This is a genomic window from Gorillibacterium terrae, from assembly GCF_051594785.1.
Classification (GTDB): Bacteria; Bacillota; Bacilli; order Paenibacillales; family NBRC-103111; genus Gorillibacterium.
In genome coordinates this window covers 415,727-432,950 of sequence record NZ_JBPPGI010000001.1, presented here as the reverse complement: position 1 = coordinate 432,950, position 17,224 = coordinate 415,727, and the positions used below count along the sequence as shown (strand labels likewise).

The following is a 17,224-nucleotide window of genomic DNA, read 5'->3' as shown; positions in this document are numbered from 1 at the left end:
AAGGAGGCTCCCCCTTGATACTGGAAGCCGCTAACTTAACGAAGAAGTATAAAGGTCTTACGGCCGTGGATTCCTACAGCCTGCGTGTTCTCCCCGGCCGCATCCACGGGTTGATCGGTCCAAACGGCGCAGGCAAAACCACCGTATTCAACATGTTGACCTCCCTCGTTGAACCGACGGAAGGCCGGGTTCTCTTCCGGGGGGAACCCATCACCGGCAAGCGCCCTGACCGGATCGCCAAGCTGGGCTTGGCCCGGACGTTTCAGAACATTCGGCTGTTCAAGGAATTGACCGTACTGGACAATATCCTAGTCGCAGCCCAGATCCATAAGCAGTACGGCTTCTTCTCTGCCATGCTCGGCCTCCCCTCTTATACCAGGGAAGAGAAGGCTCTTCACCATAACGCAATCCGACTGCTCGAGGAGGTCGGGCTCGCCGGGCTCGCCCATCACAAGGCCCGGAGCCTGTCCTATGGCAATCAGCGGAAGCTGGAGATCGCCCGGGCTCTGGCGCTGGCTCCCAAGCTGCTGCTGCTGGACGAGCCCGCAGCCGGCATGAATCCCAATGAATCCATGGAGCTGATGGGGATGATCCGATCCATTCGCGACCGTTACGACTTGAGTATCCTGGTCATCGAGCATGACATTCCCTTTGTCATGCAGCTGTGCGAGCATATCCAGGTGCTCAATTACGGCCAACTGATTGCAGAAGGCAACCCGGAGGAAGTCCGCTCGAATCCCGAGGTCATCAAGGCTTATCTGGGGAGGTCTGCCGAACATGCTTAAAGTCACCAACCTCAATGTGTACTACGACCAGATCCATGTCCTGAAGGATGTCAGCTTCGAGGTGCGTCCGGGCGAGCTGGTTGCTCTGCTCGGGGCCAACGGGGCCGGGAAGACGACGACGCTGCGCACGCTGTCCGGTCTGCTCAAGCCCCGGTCCGGAACCGTCACTTATTTGGAACAGGATATCGCACGCATGCCCCCCCACCGCATCGTCTCCATGGGAATGGCCCACTCGCCGGAGGGCCGGCAGGTGTTCTCGCAGCTCACCATCCTGGAAAATCTCTTGATGGGCGCCTACACCCGCAAGAGGGGGGCGCAGCTTGCCGAGGATATCGAGTGGATTTACAGCCTGTTCCCGGTGCTCAAACAGCGGGAGAAGCTTCCGGCCGGCGCACTCAGCGGCGGAGAGCAGCAGATGCTGGCCATGGGACGGGCGCTTATGAGCAGGCCCAAGCTTCTCCTGCTGGACGAACCTTCTCTCGGACTTGCTCCGATCATGGTAGAGACCATTTTTGAAGTCATCCAGGGCCTGAAGACCAACGACATGGCGATCCTGCTCGTCGAGCAGAACGCCTATGAATCGCTGCAAATCGCCGACCGCGCCTACGTCCTGGAGACCGGTGCCGTCAAGCTTGAAGGCGCCGCGGCCGATTTGCTCCACGATCCTGAAATCCAGAAGGCTTATTTGGGAGGTTAAGAGATGGACATCTCCGCCGAATACATCATTCAACAGCTTATCAACGGCCTGGGACTGGGAAGCGTCTATGCTCTGATCGCCATCGGTTACACACTCGTGTACGGCATCCTCCGGCTGATCAATTTTGCCCACGGGGACCTCTTGATGATCGCCTCTTACACGGTTGCGGGAGTGCTTGCCAACTGGCTCCTCCCCTTTCCGCTGGCCGTCATGCTCTCCATCCTGTTCGTCGCCCTGATCGGCATCACCATCGAGCGGCTTGCGTACCGGCCGCTGCGCAGCAAGCCGGAGGAAACGACCTTGGTCACTTCCTTTGCCGTGTCGATCCTCATCCAGAACCTGGCTGTTATGATCCTGACTCCGCAGCCGAAAGCCTTCTCGCTGCCTTCTTCCTTCAACTCCAATGTGGAGGTGGGCCCGGTTACTTTTCCCCTCATGAATGTCTGGATCGTGGGCGTCACCTTCATCCTCCTGCTGGCGCTAACCCTCTTGATCAAGAAGACGAAAATCGGCATTGCCATGAGAGCGACCGCAGAGAACATGAACGCATCGATTCTGATGGGAGTCAACATCAACTCCGTCGTGCGCACGGCGTTCATCGTCGGCTCCACGCTCGCAGCCATCGCCGGCATCATGATGGCGGGACGCTATGGCCGGATTGAGCCGTATATGGGCTTTGTTCCCGGACTCAAGGCCTTCGTCGCCGCGGTCATCGGCGGGATCGGCAGCATCCCCGGCGCGGCTGTAGGCGGACTTCTTCTGGGTCTCGGTGAAATCCTGTTCGTCGCCTTCCTGCCGCCCGAACTGTCGGCGTACAAGGATGCCTTCGTGTTCCTGGCTCTCATCGTCATGCTGCTCATTAAACCCACCGGACTGTTCGGCCGGGTGGAGGATCGGAGGGTGTAGCACTATGAATCCAATTAGCGAGATTCGGCGTTTACTCAACGCTAGAACGGCTGCCATCCTGTTCATCGGAGCCGCCTTGGCCTTCCTGATCGTGGCCAACTTTGCCTTCAACGGCTACTACTTGCGGATCATCAATCTCGTAGGTATCAACATCATTCTCGTCGTCAGTCTGAACCTCAGCAACGGCTACACCGGTATCTTTTCCCTCGGGCACGCCGGTTTCATGGCCGTGGGGGCATACTCCACCGCCTTGCTCACCTACCCGCTGAGCCGCAAGCGCCTGCTTTTCCCGAACATGCCGGACTGGCTGCAGACCACCCAGCTCCCCTATGCCGCAGGGCTTCTGATCGGCGGTGCCCTGGCCGTCCTCTTCTCCCTCTTCATCGGCGTCTCCGTCCTCAAGCTGCGCGGACACTATCTGGCTGTAGCGACGCTCGGTTTCACCGTCATCGTCAACGTGGTGGCCTCCAACCTGACAAGCTTCACCCGCGGCAAAAGCGGCATCTCCGGGCTCCCCCCCGTGACCAACCTCTGGTGGGTGTATGCGACGGCGGCCTTGACGATCTACCTGATCTGGAGGCTGCTCCGCTCCTCGTATGGGCGCTCGATGCTCGCCGTCCGGGAGGACGATCTGGCTGCGGAAGCGATGGGAGTCCATGTCCTCAAGGCAAAAATGCTCAGCTTCTCCATCGGTGCTTTCTTCGCGGCAATCGGCGGAAGCTTGTACGGCCATCTGGTGACAAGCATCAACCCGAACATGTTCTCCTACTCCATGACCTTCGGGCTCGTGCTGATGCTGGTCATCGGCGGATCGGGCAGCATTCCGGGAGCGATTCTCGGAGCCGTGCTGGTGACCCTTGTCCCGGAACTGTTCTTGAATAAGCTGGAGCGGGGAATCGAGCTGTTCGGCGTTCAATTCCCCCAGATGTACGGGCTAAGCCAGATCATCATGTCCCTGGCGCTCATTACCATCATTATCCTGAGGCCAAAAGGACTTTTGGGAAAATAGCAGCGCGGAATTGACTTCATCGTGGAGGTGAGAAAGATGTAACGCAGAGGGGGCCAATTCTCTTGTCGCAGCTTAGCGGAAAGCCATCGCAGTCGTTTGCTTCAACTACCATACCGAGAGAGGGAGAGAACCTTATGAAAAAACTTACGTTCCTGCTTGTTTCCCTAGTCCTGATCCTGTCCGCTTGCGGAAACGGCAAAGAGACCGCCAGCCCGACTTCCGGTACCAGCGCAAGCGAACCGGCCTCAAGCGCGGCCGCTCCGGCTTCCGGCGGAGAGATTAAAATCGGCGCGCTCTTCAATGTAACCGGCGGACAAGCCTCCCTCGACGGCCCGTCCTTGGCAGGTTTCCAGTTGGCGGCCGAAGAACTCAACGCCAAGGGCGGCATCAACGGCAAGAAGATCAAGGTCGTCTCCATCGACGCCAAGACCGATCCGACCTCCGCGACCAACGGCATGCAGGAGCTGATCGACGTGCAAAAAGTCGTCGCCGTTGCGGGCTTCAGCGATACGACCTTCGTTACTGCGGCGGGTCCCGTCGCCCAAAGCGCCGGCATTCCCTTCATCACCTCAGGGGCTACGTCTCCCCTGATCCCGGAACAGGTCGGCGATTTTATGTTCATGGCCGCCTTCGGCGATAACTCCCAATCCTACGCCATTTCGGACTACGCCACAGAAAAGCTTGGCGCCAAGTCCGCCTGGGTTTTAACCGACACGTCCTCCGACTTCACGAACAACGTCTCCGTGTTCTTCAAGGAACGGTTTACGGCCAAGGGCGGCAAGATCGTGCTGGAGGACAAATATGACGGAGCGGCGGACACGGATTTTTCCGCCCAGATTACCCGCCTGCAAAACTTGTCCGACAAGCCGGATGTCCTGATGGTTTCCGCCCTGCCTGACAAGGCGGGCATCGTCGTCAAGCAGATCCGCGACAAAGGCATCGACCTGCCGATTCTGTCCGCCGACGGCTTCGACACCCCCGCTCTCATCGAGATGGGCGGCGTTCCGCAAACGAACAAGGTCTATTTTTCCACCCATGTCGCCTTAAGCAACTCCGACGCCATCGTCAGCGATTTCGTCTCGGCTTATACGAAGAAGACCGGCCACGCTCCGGAAAACGGCTTTGCGGCCCTCGGCTACGACACGATGAAATTGATCGCCGACGCCATCACCCGTGCCGGCAGCGAGGACCCGAAGGCCATCCGCGATGCGCTGAACGCGACCAAGGGCTTCAAGTCCGTCACCGGCGAGATCAGCTACGACAGCGGCCATGTTCCTTCCAAGAGCGTCACCATCATCGAGGTGAAGGACGGCAAATTCGAATTTGCCCAGGAAATCCTCCCGCACTAATCGCCACATTCGACAACATCCATCTTAAGGAGGCGTACGTATGGCTTTCATCGGATCCCATATGACGGGAAACCAGTATAACACCAACAAGAGCAAGATCGACAAAGTCATTTTCGGGGTCGGCGCATTTGAGAATCATGGCTATCACATGCCCTTCGGCACGGATGCCCTGACCGCCAATCTCATCAGCGAAAAGCTGGCCGAGCGTGTGGAAGGACTCCTGGTCCTTCCCCCGATTAACTACGGCATGAGCCAGCATTACAACAAGCTGCCTTTCACCGTCAGTCTGACCCCGGAGACCACGACCAACGTCATCAAGGAAGTGCTGAGCGAGATCGTACGCAACGGAATCAAGAAAATCATCATCATGAACGGACACGACGGCAACATCGCCCCCATTGAGCTGGCTGCCCGGGCCGTGAAAGTGGCACATCCGGAAGTGACCATCGCCAGCTTGAACGACTGGTGGGTCGCAGCGGGCAAGCTGGTTCCGCCTGACATGTTCGAGGTGTGGAACGGCCTTGGCCATGCAGGCGAGGGGGAAACGTCGATGGGCTTGGCTCTGTTCGGCGATCTGGTCGAGATGGAGCACGCCAAGGGCGTCGTCCCCGACCTTCCGGAATTCGTCGACATCAAGTGGAGATTCGACGAACTGACCGACACCGGAGCCTCCGGAGACCCCAGCGTCGCCACTTTGGAGAAAGGCAAGAAGCTGGAGGAAGCGGTGCTGCATGTGCTGGAAACCTTCATCCGCAAGATGGACGAGACCGATTGGAATTATGGCTTTAAGAAGTCGTAAGGATTCCCGCTGCACGCAAAAAGACGGAAAGGGCGGACCGCCCTTTTCCGTCTTTTTGCATCGTTTCTTCCAACACGTCCCAGGGCGGTAGGTCAACAAATTCCTCTTCCCCCCATTTGGTGCTAACAAAAAAAATCTCGTCATAGTTTTAAGAGATACCTTTAACCAAAGGGGGTAATGAAAGTGAAGCCCGTTAAAGTCAGCCTTCGGCCTATTGTGAGTAAGGTAAACTTACCTACTGTCATAAGAACGACTTTTCTTCCGGGTGATTTTAGCGAAAGTCTCATGATCGCTACGCAGGTCGGCGAGATTTTTTCTATCCGAAATGGAGCGATAAAAACGTTTCTGGATATTCGCCATCGAGTCTTAAAACTTGGAGGCTCCGGCGGCGGGTACGATGAACGGGGGCTGATCGGGCTAGCTTTTCATCCCGATTTTTTCTACAACGGATTGTTTTATCTCCATTACTCCCTGGCCGATACTCAAGGGCCAACTGCATTCTCTGAATCGTTTAAACCTAACCCGTGCGATCCGCGTACTTTAACCCTGAAGTGGGTCGATCGAGAAAAAAACTATGATCATATCGATACCGTGGAAGAATGGACTCTGCAACCGACGGGGCAGCCCCATAGACGGCGTACTTTACTCAACCTAAGAAGGCCCTTTCTAAATCATAATGGGGTCAACAGCTTGAATTTTTCGCCTGAAACAGGAAAACTGGTTTTAACAACCGGAGATGGCGGTTCTGCCTATGATCCGTTTAACTTGAGCCAAGACTTGATGGAAATAGCGGGTAAGATCATTGAAATCGATGTAAGCATGAATGGATTTGTCGATCATCCGCCTGCGGTCACGCGGTTTCAGGAGCTGCCTGAGTCGGTTCAGAGAGCGCTTACCGTCATGGCAAAAGGGGTACGCAATATACCGGGCATCTCCTATCAGAGGCATCGTAATCATTATAGGAAATATGTAGGGAATGTCGGACAAGAACTGGTCGAATCCATTTATTCATTCGTTCATTATCAGCCCATACCGGTCACTCCGCTTGTTCAAGCAGCCAGGATGGGGTCGGAGTACGACCAAGCCGGATTGATTAACTTCGGCTGGCACGGGTGGGAAGGCACTTTCCCTACCACGGTAATAAGGAACTGCCCTGCAAATTCAAGCTTGAATGAGAAAATCATTCCTTACTTCAATGAAGCTCTGGAAACTTCTGTACTGCGCCTTCCGCCGCTCACGAGTTATTACCATGATGATCCCCGCCCCAACAAGTTTGGAGGGATCGCCCTAACCGGGGTCCAGGCCTACAATGGAAACCATATCCCCGATTTAATGGGAAGCGTTGTGTTTACCGACCTGGCTCAAGCACATGCGAAGCAGCCTGTTAGGGGAGCTCTAGCCTACACCCGGGTAACGGCCGATTGTAAACCAAACGATTACCAGGTTATCGAAACGGATTATCCTTTTGGGTCCGATGACGCGTATTACGTTTCCTTAGGCGCCAATCTGAATCAAACCCGTCTCTATCTAGGGGTTTATGGCTCTATGAAAGTGGCTGATTATAACCGAGGTACCGTATTTGAGATCGTACCGTGATGCAATGAAAGCCAGGTAGGGAGATTTTTTTCAAGAACCTTCATTCTCTCCGAATAATCTTGTTCAGCAAGAGTTTCCGAGAGGAATCGACTTGTCGATATGAAAAAGACGCCGATTATTCGGCGTCATTCCATCGTTTCATATCGTTTAACGGGATAGTAACAACAGAACCGTGTAAGCAACAGAATGAACGTATTACCCGCCATTATATCCTTTACGCATTTTTAGCTTCTAAGGATTTTAATACGGCATCTTTAATCTTGATCCCTTGCATTGCAGATTCTATATCAAGAAACTCACTTTTTTTGTTATTTTCCAAACAATCCTTCATATGAAGAATGACTTGTTCATAATCATCCTTCATTTGCGGATTTAAGACCTCTTTGGTTCCATCACAGGAGTAGATTACGAATTCCTCTCTTGTGTTAATTCCATATTCTGCATCGAATTTAATAGAACCTCTCTCGCAATTAACTTCAAACCCTACATAAAACGGAGAATTCTTTGGTAGATTTGTATAGCTTTCAATAACCCCGAATTTGTTTTTATAGTTTAACGTGGTGATGACGATGGATTGATCACCAAAATCTATGCCATTTGAAACAGCGGCTTCAGGCATTCCCAGAATCTCCATCAGGAAATCAAAGTTATGTATGTGGAAATCGGAAACGTTTTTCTGTAATCCGAGGTTACCCCAATTCGGAGCTGTTTTATTATAGGAATGAAATGATCTTACCTCACCTAATTCAAGGTTTTTAATTTTGTTTATCGTTATATGATGTGGTGTCGAGAATTTATAAAACAAATCCACAAATACATTTCTTTGATACTCTTCCGAGATACTTCGAATTTCTTCTGCCTCATCCATCCGATAGGATAGCGGGGTTTCGCAGAAGACATGTTTTTTATTCCTCAAAGCTTTGATAGCCCATTCGGCATGAAGTGAAGTTGGCAAGCATATATCAACCAAGTCGATCTCCTTATGGTTGATGATTTCGTTGATATCCGTGGTGGTATCAATATTCAAAGAGTTCTTTATATCAATTAATTTATTTTCATCCCGTCCATACATTAAAACAACCTCAAAACCGTCCATTCTGTTAAATAATTCTGCATGCTGTCTTCCAAAACCCGTTCCTAAAATTCCAACTTTAATCACAGCAAAACCTCCGTTAATTATTATTTCAATGCAATATCTTAACCGATTCATAAGATGCTAATTCATTATAGAACACACGTTCCCATCTGTCAAATAAACCCATCAGCAAAGGCATATGGAGCCGTCCATTTACATCATTGGATTGAATTCATTAACTCATAGAAACAGTGCGGTTCATGAGTTTTATTAAGACGATACCACGCGTCTAAAGTTTTTGGAGAGCATACATCTAGGGCTTTTAAAACATGAGCCGTAAATTCCAATGGAGCTACTCCGGATGCGGTGATCAATTTCCCATCGGTGACCGCAGCTTCCTCTTTGTAATAGTCTTCGCCCGTGTAAGAAGGGCAAGTCATTTTAAGGTAGGCCAAATTATTGCTAGTGTGCCAACAGGAATCTAACAATCCGGCTTGAACAAGTCCTAAGGTCGCACCGCAAATGGCTCCAACGACTATTCCTTCCTTTAAACCCATCTCGGCCATTTTTAGGACGGGCACGTGAATAGCCTCTGTCCATGTAGTTCCGCCAGGCAAAATCAATGCATCTACGTTTTTCATGCTGCACTCATCCACTTTCATGTCAGGCATTATCTTCAATCCGCCCATTGTCGTTACCGGAGTCTTGTCTATTCCAACGGTGACTATTTTGGCCGGAGCCAGCCCCTGTCTGAAGTATCTTCCAGAGTTCAGCTCGGCGGCTAAATAGCCTATTTCCCAATCGGACATGGTATCAAACACATAAAGATATACGGTATTATTCATTTCTAAGCGCTCCTCTTTCATGAGTGGTTATTAGGATAATAAAACAACTCCACTGACAACGGATGTCAGTGAAGTTGTTGAACTTGATATTATCCCCGTACCTCTGAAGCAACTGCCACAAGTTTAGGAGTCCCCTGCTGCTCCTTAGAATTCAAGTTGTCTCCATGTTTTTTTCAACCATTCCGCAAACAACACTTCCTCCTCAAATTGATTACTAGTCTGTCCAACGGAGTTATTTACGAAAAGAGACGAATAACCCGACCTCCTTCGTAAGATGAATGGCGCCAACCGCCTGTATCTGTTCATTCAGCAAGTTCTCCAGTTGCGACAGACGGCTGTCCGTAAAATTCTCGCGGCCTCCAGGCGTTGTTCGTATGTAATCGATAAGGGGCTTAGAATCCGTTACCCGAAGGGCGTCCTCGTATCGTTCCAGACGAATATCCACGAAACCTGCAGCTTCCAGCTGATCTTCCCCGTTCTCTAACCCGAACTCGCAGGCAAAATCCTGGCGTCCAAAATCATAATTGGGATTCAGTTCGCTTAGATATTTTTTTACTTCAACCATATGGTGCCTCCCCATCGTGGAGGAGAACAGCATGCCTCCAGGCTTCAGAACACGCCGGATTTCCTTCAAGGACTGGTGGCGTTCGGTTACATGATAGAGCATATGATTAGCCAAAATCACATCAAAGCTTGCATCCGGAAAAGGAATCGAACGGGCGTCTGCCGAAGTGAACTGAAATCGATCAGCAGGAACGTAATGCTCCAGCCCCTCCCTGGCATCGGTTAACATCCCCTCGGAAAGATCGGTTAGCGTAACGTCCCATCCTTCCGGGATCCGATCGGCATTCCGTTTCCACAAGGTTCCGTCCCCACAACCCAGCTCAAGGATCTTGCTGGACTCCGGTATCATCATTTGATCAAAAAGCCACCGATGCCAGCAGTAAGGATTTACACTGAAGTCGTCATGCAATCGAATCCTCGTCTGGAGATTAAATGCGCTCTCATACTCCTGATTCACAACTCGGATGATGGAAGCGAAGAGATCCCATGCCGGACTGCTTTCAGAGAATTCAACAGTGGACCCCTGAGTTCCCTGCTCCTTGTGTTCCAAGCTTTCCAGCAGGGAAAGGGTCTCTTTAACTGTTTTTTGGACGAGACGAAGATGTTCCATTTTCTGACCAATAATGGTGCTCTGTACTCGTAAGGATTCCTTCAGGTCCTCTTCACGCCCCTCGCGGTGTATAATGCTTCGGATCTCGTCTATGCTCAATCCGATATACTTTAGGGTCAGAATTCTTTGGAGTCGTGCCAAATCCTGCTTCGTGTAATACCGATGCCCAGTACCGGTTCTAAAGCTGGGACTTAGAAGTCCTACCTTATCGTAAAACTGTACGGTTCGTTTCGTTACACCCGCCTTATCCGCAAAATGGCCTGCGGTCATCCATTCCCCTTCTACATGCATTCGATTTCCTCCGGCCTATCAGGCATGAAATGGTTCGGGAACTTCGGAAATTAACCCAAAATGATGGGCAATAAATTGGACAATACGTCTCGAAGCTTCCCCGTCACCAAAAGGATTTTCGGCATTTTGCATGGTGTTATAAAAACTTTTATCCTTAAGAAGTTTCGTTGTTACCGCATAGATATCCTCTTCTTCCGTCCCTGCGAGATAAACCGCCTTAGCAGAAACCGCCTCGGGGCGTTCAGTCGTATCGCGCATGAGAACAAGCGGCTTATGGAATACGGGAGCTTCTTCCTGCAAACCACCGGAATCGCTTAGTAGTAAATAAGAACGGGCTATCAAATTAATCATGTCCGAATAATCGATCGGATCAAGCAAGTGAATTCGTTCATGCCCCGAAAGGGTTTGGAAGGCCGTCTCTCGAACGATTGGGCTCAAATGAACGGGATAAATAATGGAGATGTCCGGGTGGTCATCGGCAAGACGTCTTATGGCACGAAACATTCGGAGCATAGGAGCGCCATAATTTTCTTTCCGATGGACGGTCATGGTTATGACTTTGCTCTTTTGATTTAGTATCTGAGTTATCTTTCCTTCGTTAAACGTATAATCAGAACGATTCGCCTTTATTGCGGCATCAATAGCCGTTTGACCTGATACAAAAATAGTGCTCTCGCTGAAGCCTTCTCTTAGCAGGTTATCTCGACTATTCATGGTGGGGGCAAACAAAAAATCGGCAATCCCATCCACGAGTTTTCGGTTTATTTCTTCCGGCCAAGGGGAGTACTTGTTGTGTGAACGCAATCCTGCCTCGATATGAGCGACCTTGATTTTATGGAGGAAGGCGACCAAACCGCCACACAAGGTGGTTTGAGTGTCTCCGTGAATGAAGATGAGATCCGGTTTTTCTTCGGAAATAATGGAATCCAATCCGGTAATGGCGGCAGATGTAAGATAGGCGAGCGTTTGTTGTTCTTTCATCAGGGTCAGGTCGACATCCGGTTGGATACCAAAATGAGAAAGGGCTTGATCGAGTTGCTCCTTATGTTGTCCTGTCACAATCACCTTCGTTTCAAACCACTCGGGATGCCTTCTAAGTTCTTGGACAACGGGTCCCATTTTGGTTGCTTCGGGTCGGGTTCCGAAAATCACCATGATTTTTTTGCGTTGAGCCATTGGACGTTCCCCCTCTCGTGTACTGTAACCAAGCGTAAGGGATAACCTTACGTCATATGCAAGGGGGAAAATGCGAAAGAGCCGACGAGCAAGATTACGATGATCCACGCATTAAAGCCTGCCGGGTGGCAGGCTTTTTGCTTCAATATTTCAGAGGTACCAACAATAGGACCGACTCCACATGAAGCGTAAGCGGGGACATCTGAGAATTGTTTGGGCTCTGTGTTAGTTGGATAAAATACTTGATATAAAAGGTCATTTATGCATATTTTGTTTTTTATTTGTTCAAGGGTTTTCCCGCACGAATATCATCCGTCATACCGGTGTAAGGTGCAATCGAAATTAACTCTTCGTTATTCACACCGGCGTTTTCGTAAAATGTAATATCCGCAAATTCCGGCACAACATATTTTGGATAGGTATCGTATTTCTCACGCGATTCTTCCATCAATGGGATAAAGTCATTTTGATAACGAACTGTGATTTCCGGATGTTCATGGACCCATTTTGGAAAGAAAATAACTCCATGCATCCGCTTCTCAGCAGGCATAAAATTCAGAGACACATCCGTACCGGTCGGCTCTGTCCAAGACACTTTGTATACACCTTCTACAAGTTTAGCCAAATCCACTTTTTGGTCACGCACCCATCGACCGCCTACCATGCCGCTGTGAATACGATAATCTATGGTATCCTCATTTTTTATATAAATTTCATATTCCCAACCGTTCTCGTACGTATAAATCATGTGACTGCCAATAAACTTGTCCATTCTTAAATCCTTCTCTCCTAAATAATGTTTTGTTGAAATGAATAGCAGTATAACGACGAAACATGTAAATATAAACATGTTAAAAACAACATGATTATTCTAGCATTGTGGTATATTGATGTCAAACATGTATCGTAGGGAGAATGCAAATGCGTATTCTAAAATATGCTCTATTGGGTCTGATAGAAAAAGAAGAAATAACCGGATACGATATTTCAAATCAGTTTAAGCGGGAGATTGGCGAGTTCTGGAGCGCTAAACACAGTCAAATTTATCCAGAACTTAAAAAGCTGACAGCGGAAGGGCTGATCGAATACCGAACCCTTATCACAGGAACTAAACTAGAGAAAAAAGTTTACTGCATTACGCAAAAAGGCAAGCAAGAATTACTTAATTGGCTCACACAACCGAAACCACTGCCAGAGACAGAAAAAGATGAATTTATGTTAATGATGTATTTTTCAGCTGCGATTTCTATGGAGGAGAGAAAGCGACTACTGCAGGACCAAATTACTAAGAGAAATGCAAAATTAGAGATGTTATTGAGCAATCAGCACTTGCTGGAGTTAGCAAATGATAATATTAAATCGCCTGATTCTTGGCAATTTGGGCATTATCTAGTTTTAAGCAGGGCTATTAATCGAGAACAAAGTTATGTTAAATGGCTTGAAGATACCCTTCAGCTATTAGTCTAAGTCTCATTCGAAGCCAGACGGTATACCGTTCCGTTTCCTTCAGTGGACCAGGGGTAAAGAAAAAGATGAGAAAAGCCGAGGAAAACAGGAGTGATACCTGAGTTTCGCTCGGCTCTTTGATATGATTTTATATGCTGTGGGACAAGTTTATTGCTATTTACAACCTCCCCATTTTAGTAACACTGAGCACTCCACATGGCTCGTCTGCGGGAACATGTCCACCGGCTGCACCGATTCGATCCGGTAGCCGCCGTCCAGCAGCACCTTGCAATCCTTGGCCAGGGTGGCCGGGTTGCAGGAGACATACACGAACCGCTGCGGCTTGATCCGCAGCACCGTATCCAGGAAGCGGCGGTCGAGCCCTGTGCGCGGCGGGTCGGCGACGATCACGTCCGGGCGCAGGCCGTTCTTGGCCCAGCGGGGCAGCAGCTCCTCCGCTTCGCCGACGAAGAAGGAGGCGTTGGCGCGTCCGTTGCGCCGGGCGTTCTCGCGAGCGTCCTCGACGGCTTCGGGAATCGACTCGATTCCCCGGACCTCGCGCGCATACGGCGCCAGCCACAGCCCGATCGTGCCGGTGCCGCAGTAGGCATCGACGACCGTCTCTCGGCCGGTCAGCCCGGCGGCGGCACGGACAGCCTCGTAGAGCTTGACCGTCTGGGCCGGGTTGAGCTGGAAGAAGGCGCGCGGCGAGAGGGAGAACTCCAGGTCGCCGAGCGATTCCTTCATCGCCTCTTCGCCCCAGAGGAGGATGGTCCGCTCGCCGAAGATGAGCGGCATCTTCTTCGGGTTGACGTTCAGCGAGATGCCGGTCAAGTCCGGCAGCTCTTGGCGAATGAGCCGGATGAATTCTTCCTGGCGCGGCAGGCGATCCGTCGTGGCGATCAAGGTAAGCTGCAGATGGCCGGACTGGAAGCCGTGCCGGACGACGACGGTACGGACGCCGTCCTTCGCTCCCGCCTCATGGTGCAGCGGAATCTTCAGCTCGTCCAGCACCGCCTTCACCTTCGCCACCGCGGCGTTTACCTGCGGGTGCTGAATCGGGCAGCCGCTGATGTCGACCACCTCGTGGCTTCCCGCTTCATACAAGCCGGCCAGCAGTTCGCCGTCCCGGCGGACGAGCTGGAGCTGCGCCTTGTTGCGGTAATCCCAGGGGCGGTCCATGCCGAGCGTCGGCTGGATCTTCAGGTCCTTCAGCCCAGCGTAGCGCTCGAAGGCTTCGCGCACCAGCTCGGCCTTGGCCGCGAGCTGTCCTTCGTAAGAGAGATGCTGGATCTGGCAGCCGCCGCAGATGCCGAACACGGGGCAAGGCGGCTCGATACGCAGCGGCGAGCGCTTCTCCACCTCGCTCAGCCTGGCCTTGAGGTAGGAAGGCTGGATGTCGACCGCCTCCGCCTTCACCACTTCCTCCGGCAGCGCGCCGTCGATAAAGACGGCCTTGCGGCGGTAATAGCCCACCCCTTCGCCGTTGATGCCGAGGCGCTTGATCGTGACCACGAGCTTGTCGCCCGGCTTGAGGTCTTCCGCGCCGCCCTTCGGGACGGCTTTTTCCGGCTTCGCGCCGGATGTATGTTTACCCGGACGTCCGGTAGGCCCGGGCCGGTTGGGCTTGGACTGTGCTTGTGGGGATTTCGAAGGGACCCGCCCGGGTCCTGTGCGTTCCTTCATCGGAGAACTCCGTCCTTTGTCTAGAGGGTGGAAACTTTCTTCACTATACCATGCCCGGCCGAGCAGCCGCCAGAATCGGGCGGCAGGGTAGCTGGTCAGCGGGGGAAGCCGGGCGCGGGCCGGCGCATGCGGCATGGGCCCGGGGGCTCGGCCAACGGGCCGCCGGACGCCAAACAGGCAGCTCCAGATTCCGGAGCTGCCTGCAGAGGAGGCCCGATGGTTACCGGGCCTTATCCTATTCTTGCGGCGCGCGGCGGGATGCCGGCCCGGCCGCCCTTACCGCTGACGGCCGCCGTCCGGCCGCGTCCCCGCCGGCTTCGGGTCCGGCCAGATGCGCGCCGAGGAAGCGGGCGCTGCCGGCCGGGCCGGGGCGGCTGTTCGGCCGTTCGACCGCGGCTGCGGCTTGTCCGCGCCGCCTGCCCGCGCCGGGCTCGGCTGGGTCCCGCGGCCGGAACGCGCCGGCGCCGGGGTAGCCGCCGAGCGGCCCTGCTCCTGCCGCGGCGAAGGCGCTGCCTGCGGCTTGCGGCCGCCCGGCTGTCCGTTCGCCTGCGGCCGCCGAGCGGTTTCGCCCGCCGTTTCTTCCCGGCGGCGCTGCGGCTTCGCGGATGCCTGCCGGTCGGCGGCTGCGGCTCCGCTGCGGGAGCCACCCCTGCCGCCGCGTGCCTGCGGTGCAGGCTCCGGCTCGACGGACGAGGGAGCGCTGCCCAGCGGATACGGATGCTCCTTCACCTCGGGAATCGTCTTCCCGGTCAGCTTCTGGATATCCTTCAGATACGGCAGTTCCTCCGTCTCGCAAAAGGAGATGGCGACGCCGCTCAGTCCCGCGCGGCCGGTCCGGCCGATGCGGTGAACGTAGGTCTCGGGAATGTTCGGCAGGTTGTAGTTCACCACATGCGACAATTCCTCGATGTCGATGCCCCGCGCCGCAATGTCGGTGGCAACCAGCACGCGGGTCGTCCCGCTCTTGAAGTTGCCGAGCGCCGCTTGGCGGGCGTTCTGGGACTTGTTGCCGTGAATTGCCTGAGCCGGAATCCCGGCTCGGGTCAGATCCTTGACCACTTTGTCGGCTCCATGTTTCGTGCGCGTGAAGACGAGCGCCGATTCGATGGCCGGGTCCTGCAGCAGCAGCTTAAGCAGCTTCGGCTTGTTCTCCTTGTCCACCTTGTACAGCCGCTGCTCGATGCGTTCGACCGTCGAGGAGACGGGATGCACTTCGATTTTCACCGGATTGACGAGCAGCGTCTTGACCAGATTGGCGATTTCCGTCGGCATCGTCGCCGAGAAGAACAGCGTCTGCCGCTTCGGCGGAAGCTGGGCGATGATCCGCTTCACGTCGTGGATAAAGCCCATGTCGAGCATCCGGTCCGCTTCGTCGAGGACCAGAATTTTCAGCTGCTTCAGGTCGATCAGCTTCTGGTTCAGCAGATCGAGGAGGCGGCCGGGCGTCGCGATCAGGATGTCCGTGCCGTTCTTCAGCGCCTGCTCCTGCGGCTTCTGGGAAACGCCGCCGACGATGACGACCGAGCGGATGCGGGTGAAGCGGGCATAGGCCTGAATGTTGTCATAGATCTGAATCGCCAGCTCCCGCGTCGGCGTCAGGATGAGCGAGCGAATCGGCCGGAACGGTCCGGCGGACACGGGCTGTTCGCTGAGCCGCTGAATGATCGGCAGGGAAAAGGCCGCCGTCTTGCCGGTGCCCGTCTGGGCGCAGCCCAGCACGTCCCGGCCTTCCAGTGCGGCGGGGATCGCCTTTTCCTGAATCGGCGTAGGGGTCTCGTAATGTTCTTGCTTCAGCGCCTTCAGAATCGAGGGAACGAGGCGCAATTCATCAAATGTCATGGTATTCTCCTTTATTTATCCGTAAGCTCCCCTCTTAGGAGGGGTAGCGGGGTTTAACTAGGTCGGCGGCGTTTAACAGGGTCTGCGGCCCTAAATGGACGGGCCTCAGGGACGCAACGGTTAAGGATACCATACTTTCTCCCAAAAAAGAATCCAAAGCCCGCCCCCACGTCAAAAAGGCCAAGCGGAAAAGCCTCCGATTGACCGTTGACCTGACCTTTTCTTTTGTGGCTTACCGGGTCCGTTCGTCCGTGGCCGCCTTCAGCATCGCGGAGTACTTCGAAAAATCCGTATGCCGGGCGACATGGCGGTCCAGCAGTTCTTCCATGATGTTGCCGATCTCTTCGTGCGTGGAAGCCGTAAAGCTCCCCTTTTCCATGAATTCCGCAAAGCTTGCAAAGCTGGAATGCCTTTGCATAAAACCGGGGTTGAACAGTTCGTCGAGTGAAACCTTGGACGGATCTTCCTGGGCCGTTTTCTGTCCTTGCAGCTCCAGCAGAAGATCGTCGAATGACAAGGGCTTATGCTTTTTCAGACCACCACTCCGTTCT

16 protein-coding genes are annotated in these 17,224 nt (G+C 53.2%); 8 read left to right on the top strand and 8 right to left on the bottom strand.

Annotation, left to right across the window (positions count from 1 at the left end; all coding sequences use genetic code 11):
• Positions 1 to 17: 17 nt before the first annotated feature.
• The 7 genes from ACSEXS_RS01765 (at position 18) to ACSEXS_RS01735 (ending at position 7,141) form a co-directional block, all read left to right on the top strand.
• Positions 18 to 785: an ABC transporter ATP-binding protein gene (locus tag ACSEXS_RS01765; protein ID WP_438433059.1), complete on the top strand. Its 768-nt coding sequence runs from the start codon at positions 18 to 20 to the stop codon at positions 783 to 785.
• Complete coding sequence (locus ACSEXS_RS01760) at positions 778 to 1,482, top strand: ABC transporter ATP-binding protein (RefSeq protein WP_438431467.1); 705 nt, start codon at positions 778 to 780, stop codon at positions 1,480 to 1,482. The genes ACSEXS_RS01765 and ACSEXS_RS01760 overlap by 8 nt, the downstream gene beginning before the upstream one ends.
• 3 nt (positions 1,483 to 1,485) lie before the next feature.
• The gene (locus ACSEXS_RS01755) at positions 1,486 to 2,388 is read left to right on the top strand and encodes a branched-chain amino acid ABC transporter permease (RefSeq protein WP_438431466.1); all 903 of its coding nucleotides are present in this window, start codon (positions 1,486 to 1,488) and stop codon (positions 2,386 to 2,388) included.
• Between the two features lie 4 nt (positions 2,389 to 2,392).
• On the top strand, positions 2,393 to 3,397 hold the full coding sequence (locus ACSEXS_RS01750; RefSeq protein WP_438431465.1) for a branched-chain amino acid ABC transporter permease: 1,005 nt from the start codon (positions 2,393 to 2,395) through the stop codon (positions 3,395 to 3,397).
• 134 nt (positions 3,398 to 3,531) lie between these two features.
• Positions 3,532 to 4,746 carry an ABC transporter substrate-binding protein gene (locus ACSEXS_RS01745; RefSeq protein ID WP_438431464.1) on the top strand — a complete coding sequence of 405 codons (1,215 nt, stop codon included), beginning with the start codon at positions 3,532 to 3,534 and terminating at the stop codon, positions 4,744 to 4,746.
• 40 nt (positions 4,747 to 4,786) lie between these two features.
• The gene (locus ACSEXS_RS01740) at positions 4,787 to 5,545 is read left to right on the top strand and encodes a creatininase family protein (protein ID WP_438431463.1); all 759 of its coding nucleotides are present in this window, start codon (positions 4,787 to 4,789) and stop codon (positions 5,543 to 5,545) included.
• A 183-nt stretch (positions 5,546 to 5,728) separates the two neighbouring features.
• Positions 5,729 to 7,141 (top strand): PQQ-dependent sugar dehydrogenase, encoded by a 1,413-nt coding sequence (locus ACSEXS_RS01735; RefSeq protein ID WP_438431462.1) that lies wholly within the window; start codon positions 5,729 to 5,731, stop codon positions 7,139 to 7,141.
• Between the two features lie 214 nt (positions 7,142 to 7,355).
• On the opposite strand, the gene ACSEXS_RS01730 is transcribed toward ACSEXS_RS01735, so the two are convergent.
• The 5 genes from ACSEXS_RS01730 to padC form a co-directional block, all read right to left on the bottom strand.
• Complete coding sequence (locus ACSEXS_RS01730; RefSeq protein WP_438431461.1) at positions 7,356 to 8,300, bottom strand: Gfo/Idh/MocA family protein; 945 nt, start codon at positions 8,298 to 8,300, stop codon at positions 7,356 to 7,358.
• Positions 8,301 to 8,434: 134 nt separating this feature from the next.
• Positions 8,435 to 9,061: a type 1 glutamine amidotransferase family protein gene (locus ACSEXS_RS01725; RefSeq protein ID WP_438431460.1), complete on the bottom strand. Its 627-nt coding sequence runs from the start codon at positions 9,059 to 9,061 to the stop codon at positions 8,435 to 8,437.
• 232 nt (positions 9,062 to 9,293) lie between these two features.
• Positions 9,294 to 10,526 carry a MerR family transcriptional regulator gene (locus tag ACSEXS_RS01720; RefSeq protein ID WP_438431459.1) on the bottom strand — a complete coding sequence of 411 codons (1,233 nt, stop codon included), beginning with the start codon at positions 10,524 to 10,526 and terminating at the stop codon, positions 9,294 to 9,296.
• An 18-nt stretch (positions 10,527 to 10,544) separates the two neighbouring features.
• The gene (wecB, locus tag ACSEXS_RS01715; RefSeq protein ID WP_438431458.1) at positions 10,545 to 11,702 is read right to left on the bottom strand and encodes a non-hydrolyzing UDP-N-acetylglucosamine 2-epimerase; all 1,158 of its coding nucleotides are present in this window, start codon (positions 11,700 to 11,702) and stop codon (positions 10,545 to 10,547) included.
• 277 nt (positions 11,703 to 11,979) lie between these two features.
• Positions 11,980 to 12,474 (bottom strand): phenolic acid decarboxylase, encoded by a 495-nt coding sequence (padC, locus tag ACSEXS_RS01710; RefSeq protein ID WP_438431457.1) that lies wholly within the window; start codon positions 12,472 to 12,474, stop codon positions 11,980 to 11,982.
• Between the two features lie 149 nt (positions 12,475 to 12,623).
• On the opposite strand from padC, the gene ACSEXS_RS01705 reads away from it, so the two are divergent.
• Positions 12,624 to 13,169, top strand: coding sequence for a PadR family transcriptional regulator (locus tag ACSEXS_RS01705; protein ID WP_438431456.1), 546 nt, complete (start codon positions 12,624 to 12,626; stop codon positions 13,167 to 13,169).
• 153 nt (positions 13,170 to 13,322) lie between these two features.
• Here ACSEXS_RS01705 and rlmD read toward each other — a convergent pair whose 3' ends face one another.
• From rlmD to ACSEXS_RS01690, 3 genes are all read right to left on the bottom strand, one after another.
• Complete coding sequence (gene rlmD / locus ACSEXS_RS01700; RefSeq protein ID WP_438431455.1) at positions 13,323 to 14,834, bottom strand: 23S rRNA (uracil(1939)-C(5))-methyltransferase RlmD; 1,512 nt, start codon at positions 14,832 to 14,834, stop codon at positions 13,323 to 13,325.
• A gap of 276 nt (positions 14,835 to 15,110) precedes the next feature.
• Positions 15,111 to 16,673 carry a DEAD/DEAH box helicase gene (locus ACSEXS_RS01695; RefSeq protein ID WP_438431454.1) on the bottom strand — a complete coding sequence of 521 codons (1,563 nt, stop codon included), beginning with the start codon at positions 16,671 to 16,673 and terminating at the stop codon, positions 15,111 to 15,113.
• 232 nt (positions 16,674 to 16,905) lie between these two features.
• A complete protein-coding gene (locus tag ACSEXS_RS01690) occupies positions 16,906 to 17,190 on the bottom strand; it encodes a hypothetical protein (RefSeq protein ID WP_438431453.1) in 285 nt (94 codons plus the stop codon).
• Positions 17,191 to 17,224 lie beyond the last annotated feature (34 nt).

Excerpts from the sequence above, each read along its gene's own strand:
- ACSEXS_RS01760 (WP_438431467.1), top strand. The coding sequence starts at position 778 with ATGCTTAAAGTCACCAACCTCAATGTGTACTACGACCAGATCCATGTC.
- ACSEXS_RS01755 (WP_438431466.1), top strand. The coding sequence starts at position 1,486 with ATGGACATCTCCGCCGAATACATCATTCAACAGCTTATCAACGGCCTG.
- ACSEXS_RS01750 (WP_438431465.1), top strand. The coding sequence starts at position 2,393 with ATGAATCCAATTAGCGAGATTCGGCGTTTACTCAACGCTAGAACGGCT.
- ACSEXS_RS01745 (WP_438431464.1), top strand. The coding sequence starts at position 3,532 with ATGAAAAAACTTACGTTCCTGCTTGTTTCCCTAGTCCTGATCCTGTCC.
- ACSEXS_RS01740 (WP_438431463.1), top strand. The coding sequence starts at position 4,787 with ATGGCTTTCATCGGATCCCATATGACGGGAAACCAGTATAACACCAAC.
- ACSEXS_RS01725 (WP_438431460.1), bottom strand. The coding sequence starts at position 9,061 with ATGAATAATACCGTATATCTTTATGTGTTTGATACCATGTCCGATTGG.
- ACSEXS_RS01720 (WP_438431459.1), bottom strand. The coding sequence starts at position 10,526 with ATGCATGTAGAAGGGGAATGGATGACCGCAGGCCATTTTGCGGATAAG.
- wecB (WP_438431458.1), bottom strand. The coding sequence starts at position 11,702 with ATGGCTCAACGCAAAAAAATCATGGTGATTTTCGGAACCCGACCCGAA.
- padC (WP_438431457.1), bottom strand. The coding sequence starts at position 12,474 with ATGGACAAGTTTATTGGCAGTCACATGATTTATACGTACGAGAACGGT.
- ACSEXS_RS01705 (WP_438431456.1), top strand. The coding sequence starts at position 12,624 with ATGCGTATTCTAAAATATGCTCTATTGGGTCTGATAGAAAAAGAAGAA.
- rlmD (WP_438431455.1), bottom strand. The coding sequence starts at position 14,834 with ATGAAGGAACGCACAGGACCCGGGCGGGTCCCTTCGAAATCCCCACAA.
- ACSEXS_RS01695 (WP_438431454.1), bottom strand. The coding sequence starts at position 16,673 with ATGACATTTGATGAATTGCGCCTCGTTCCCTCGATTCTGAAGGCGCTG.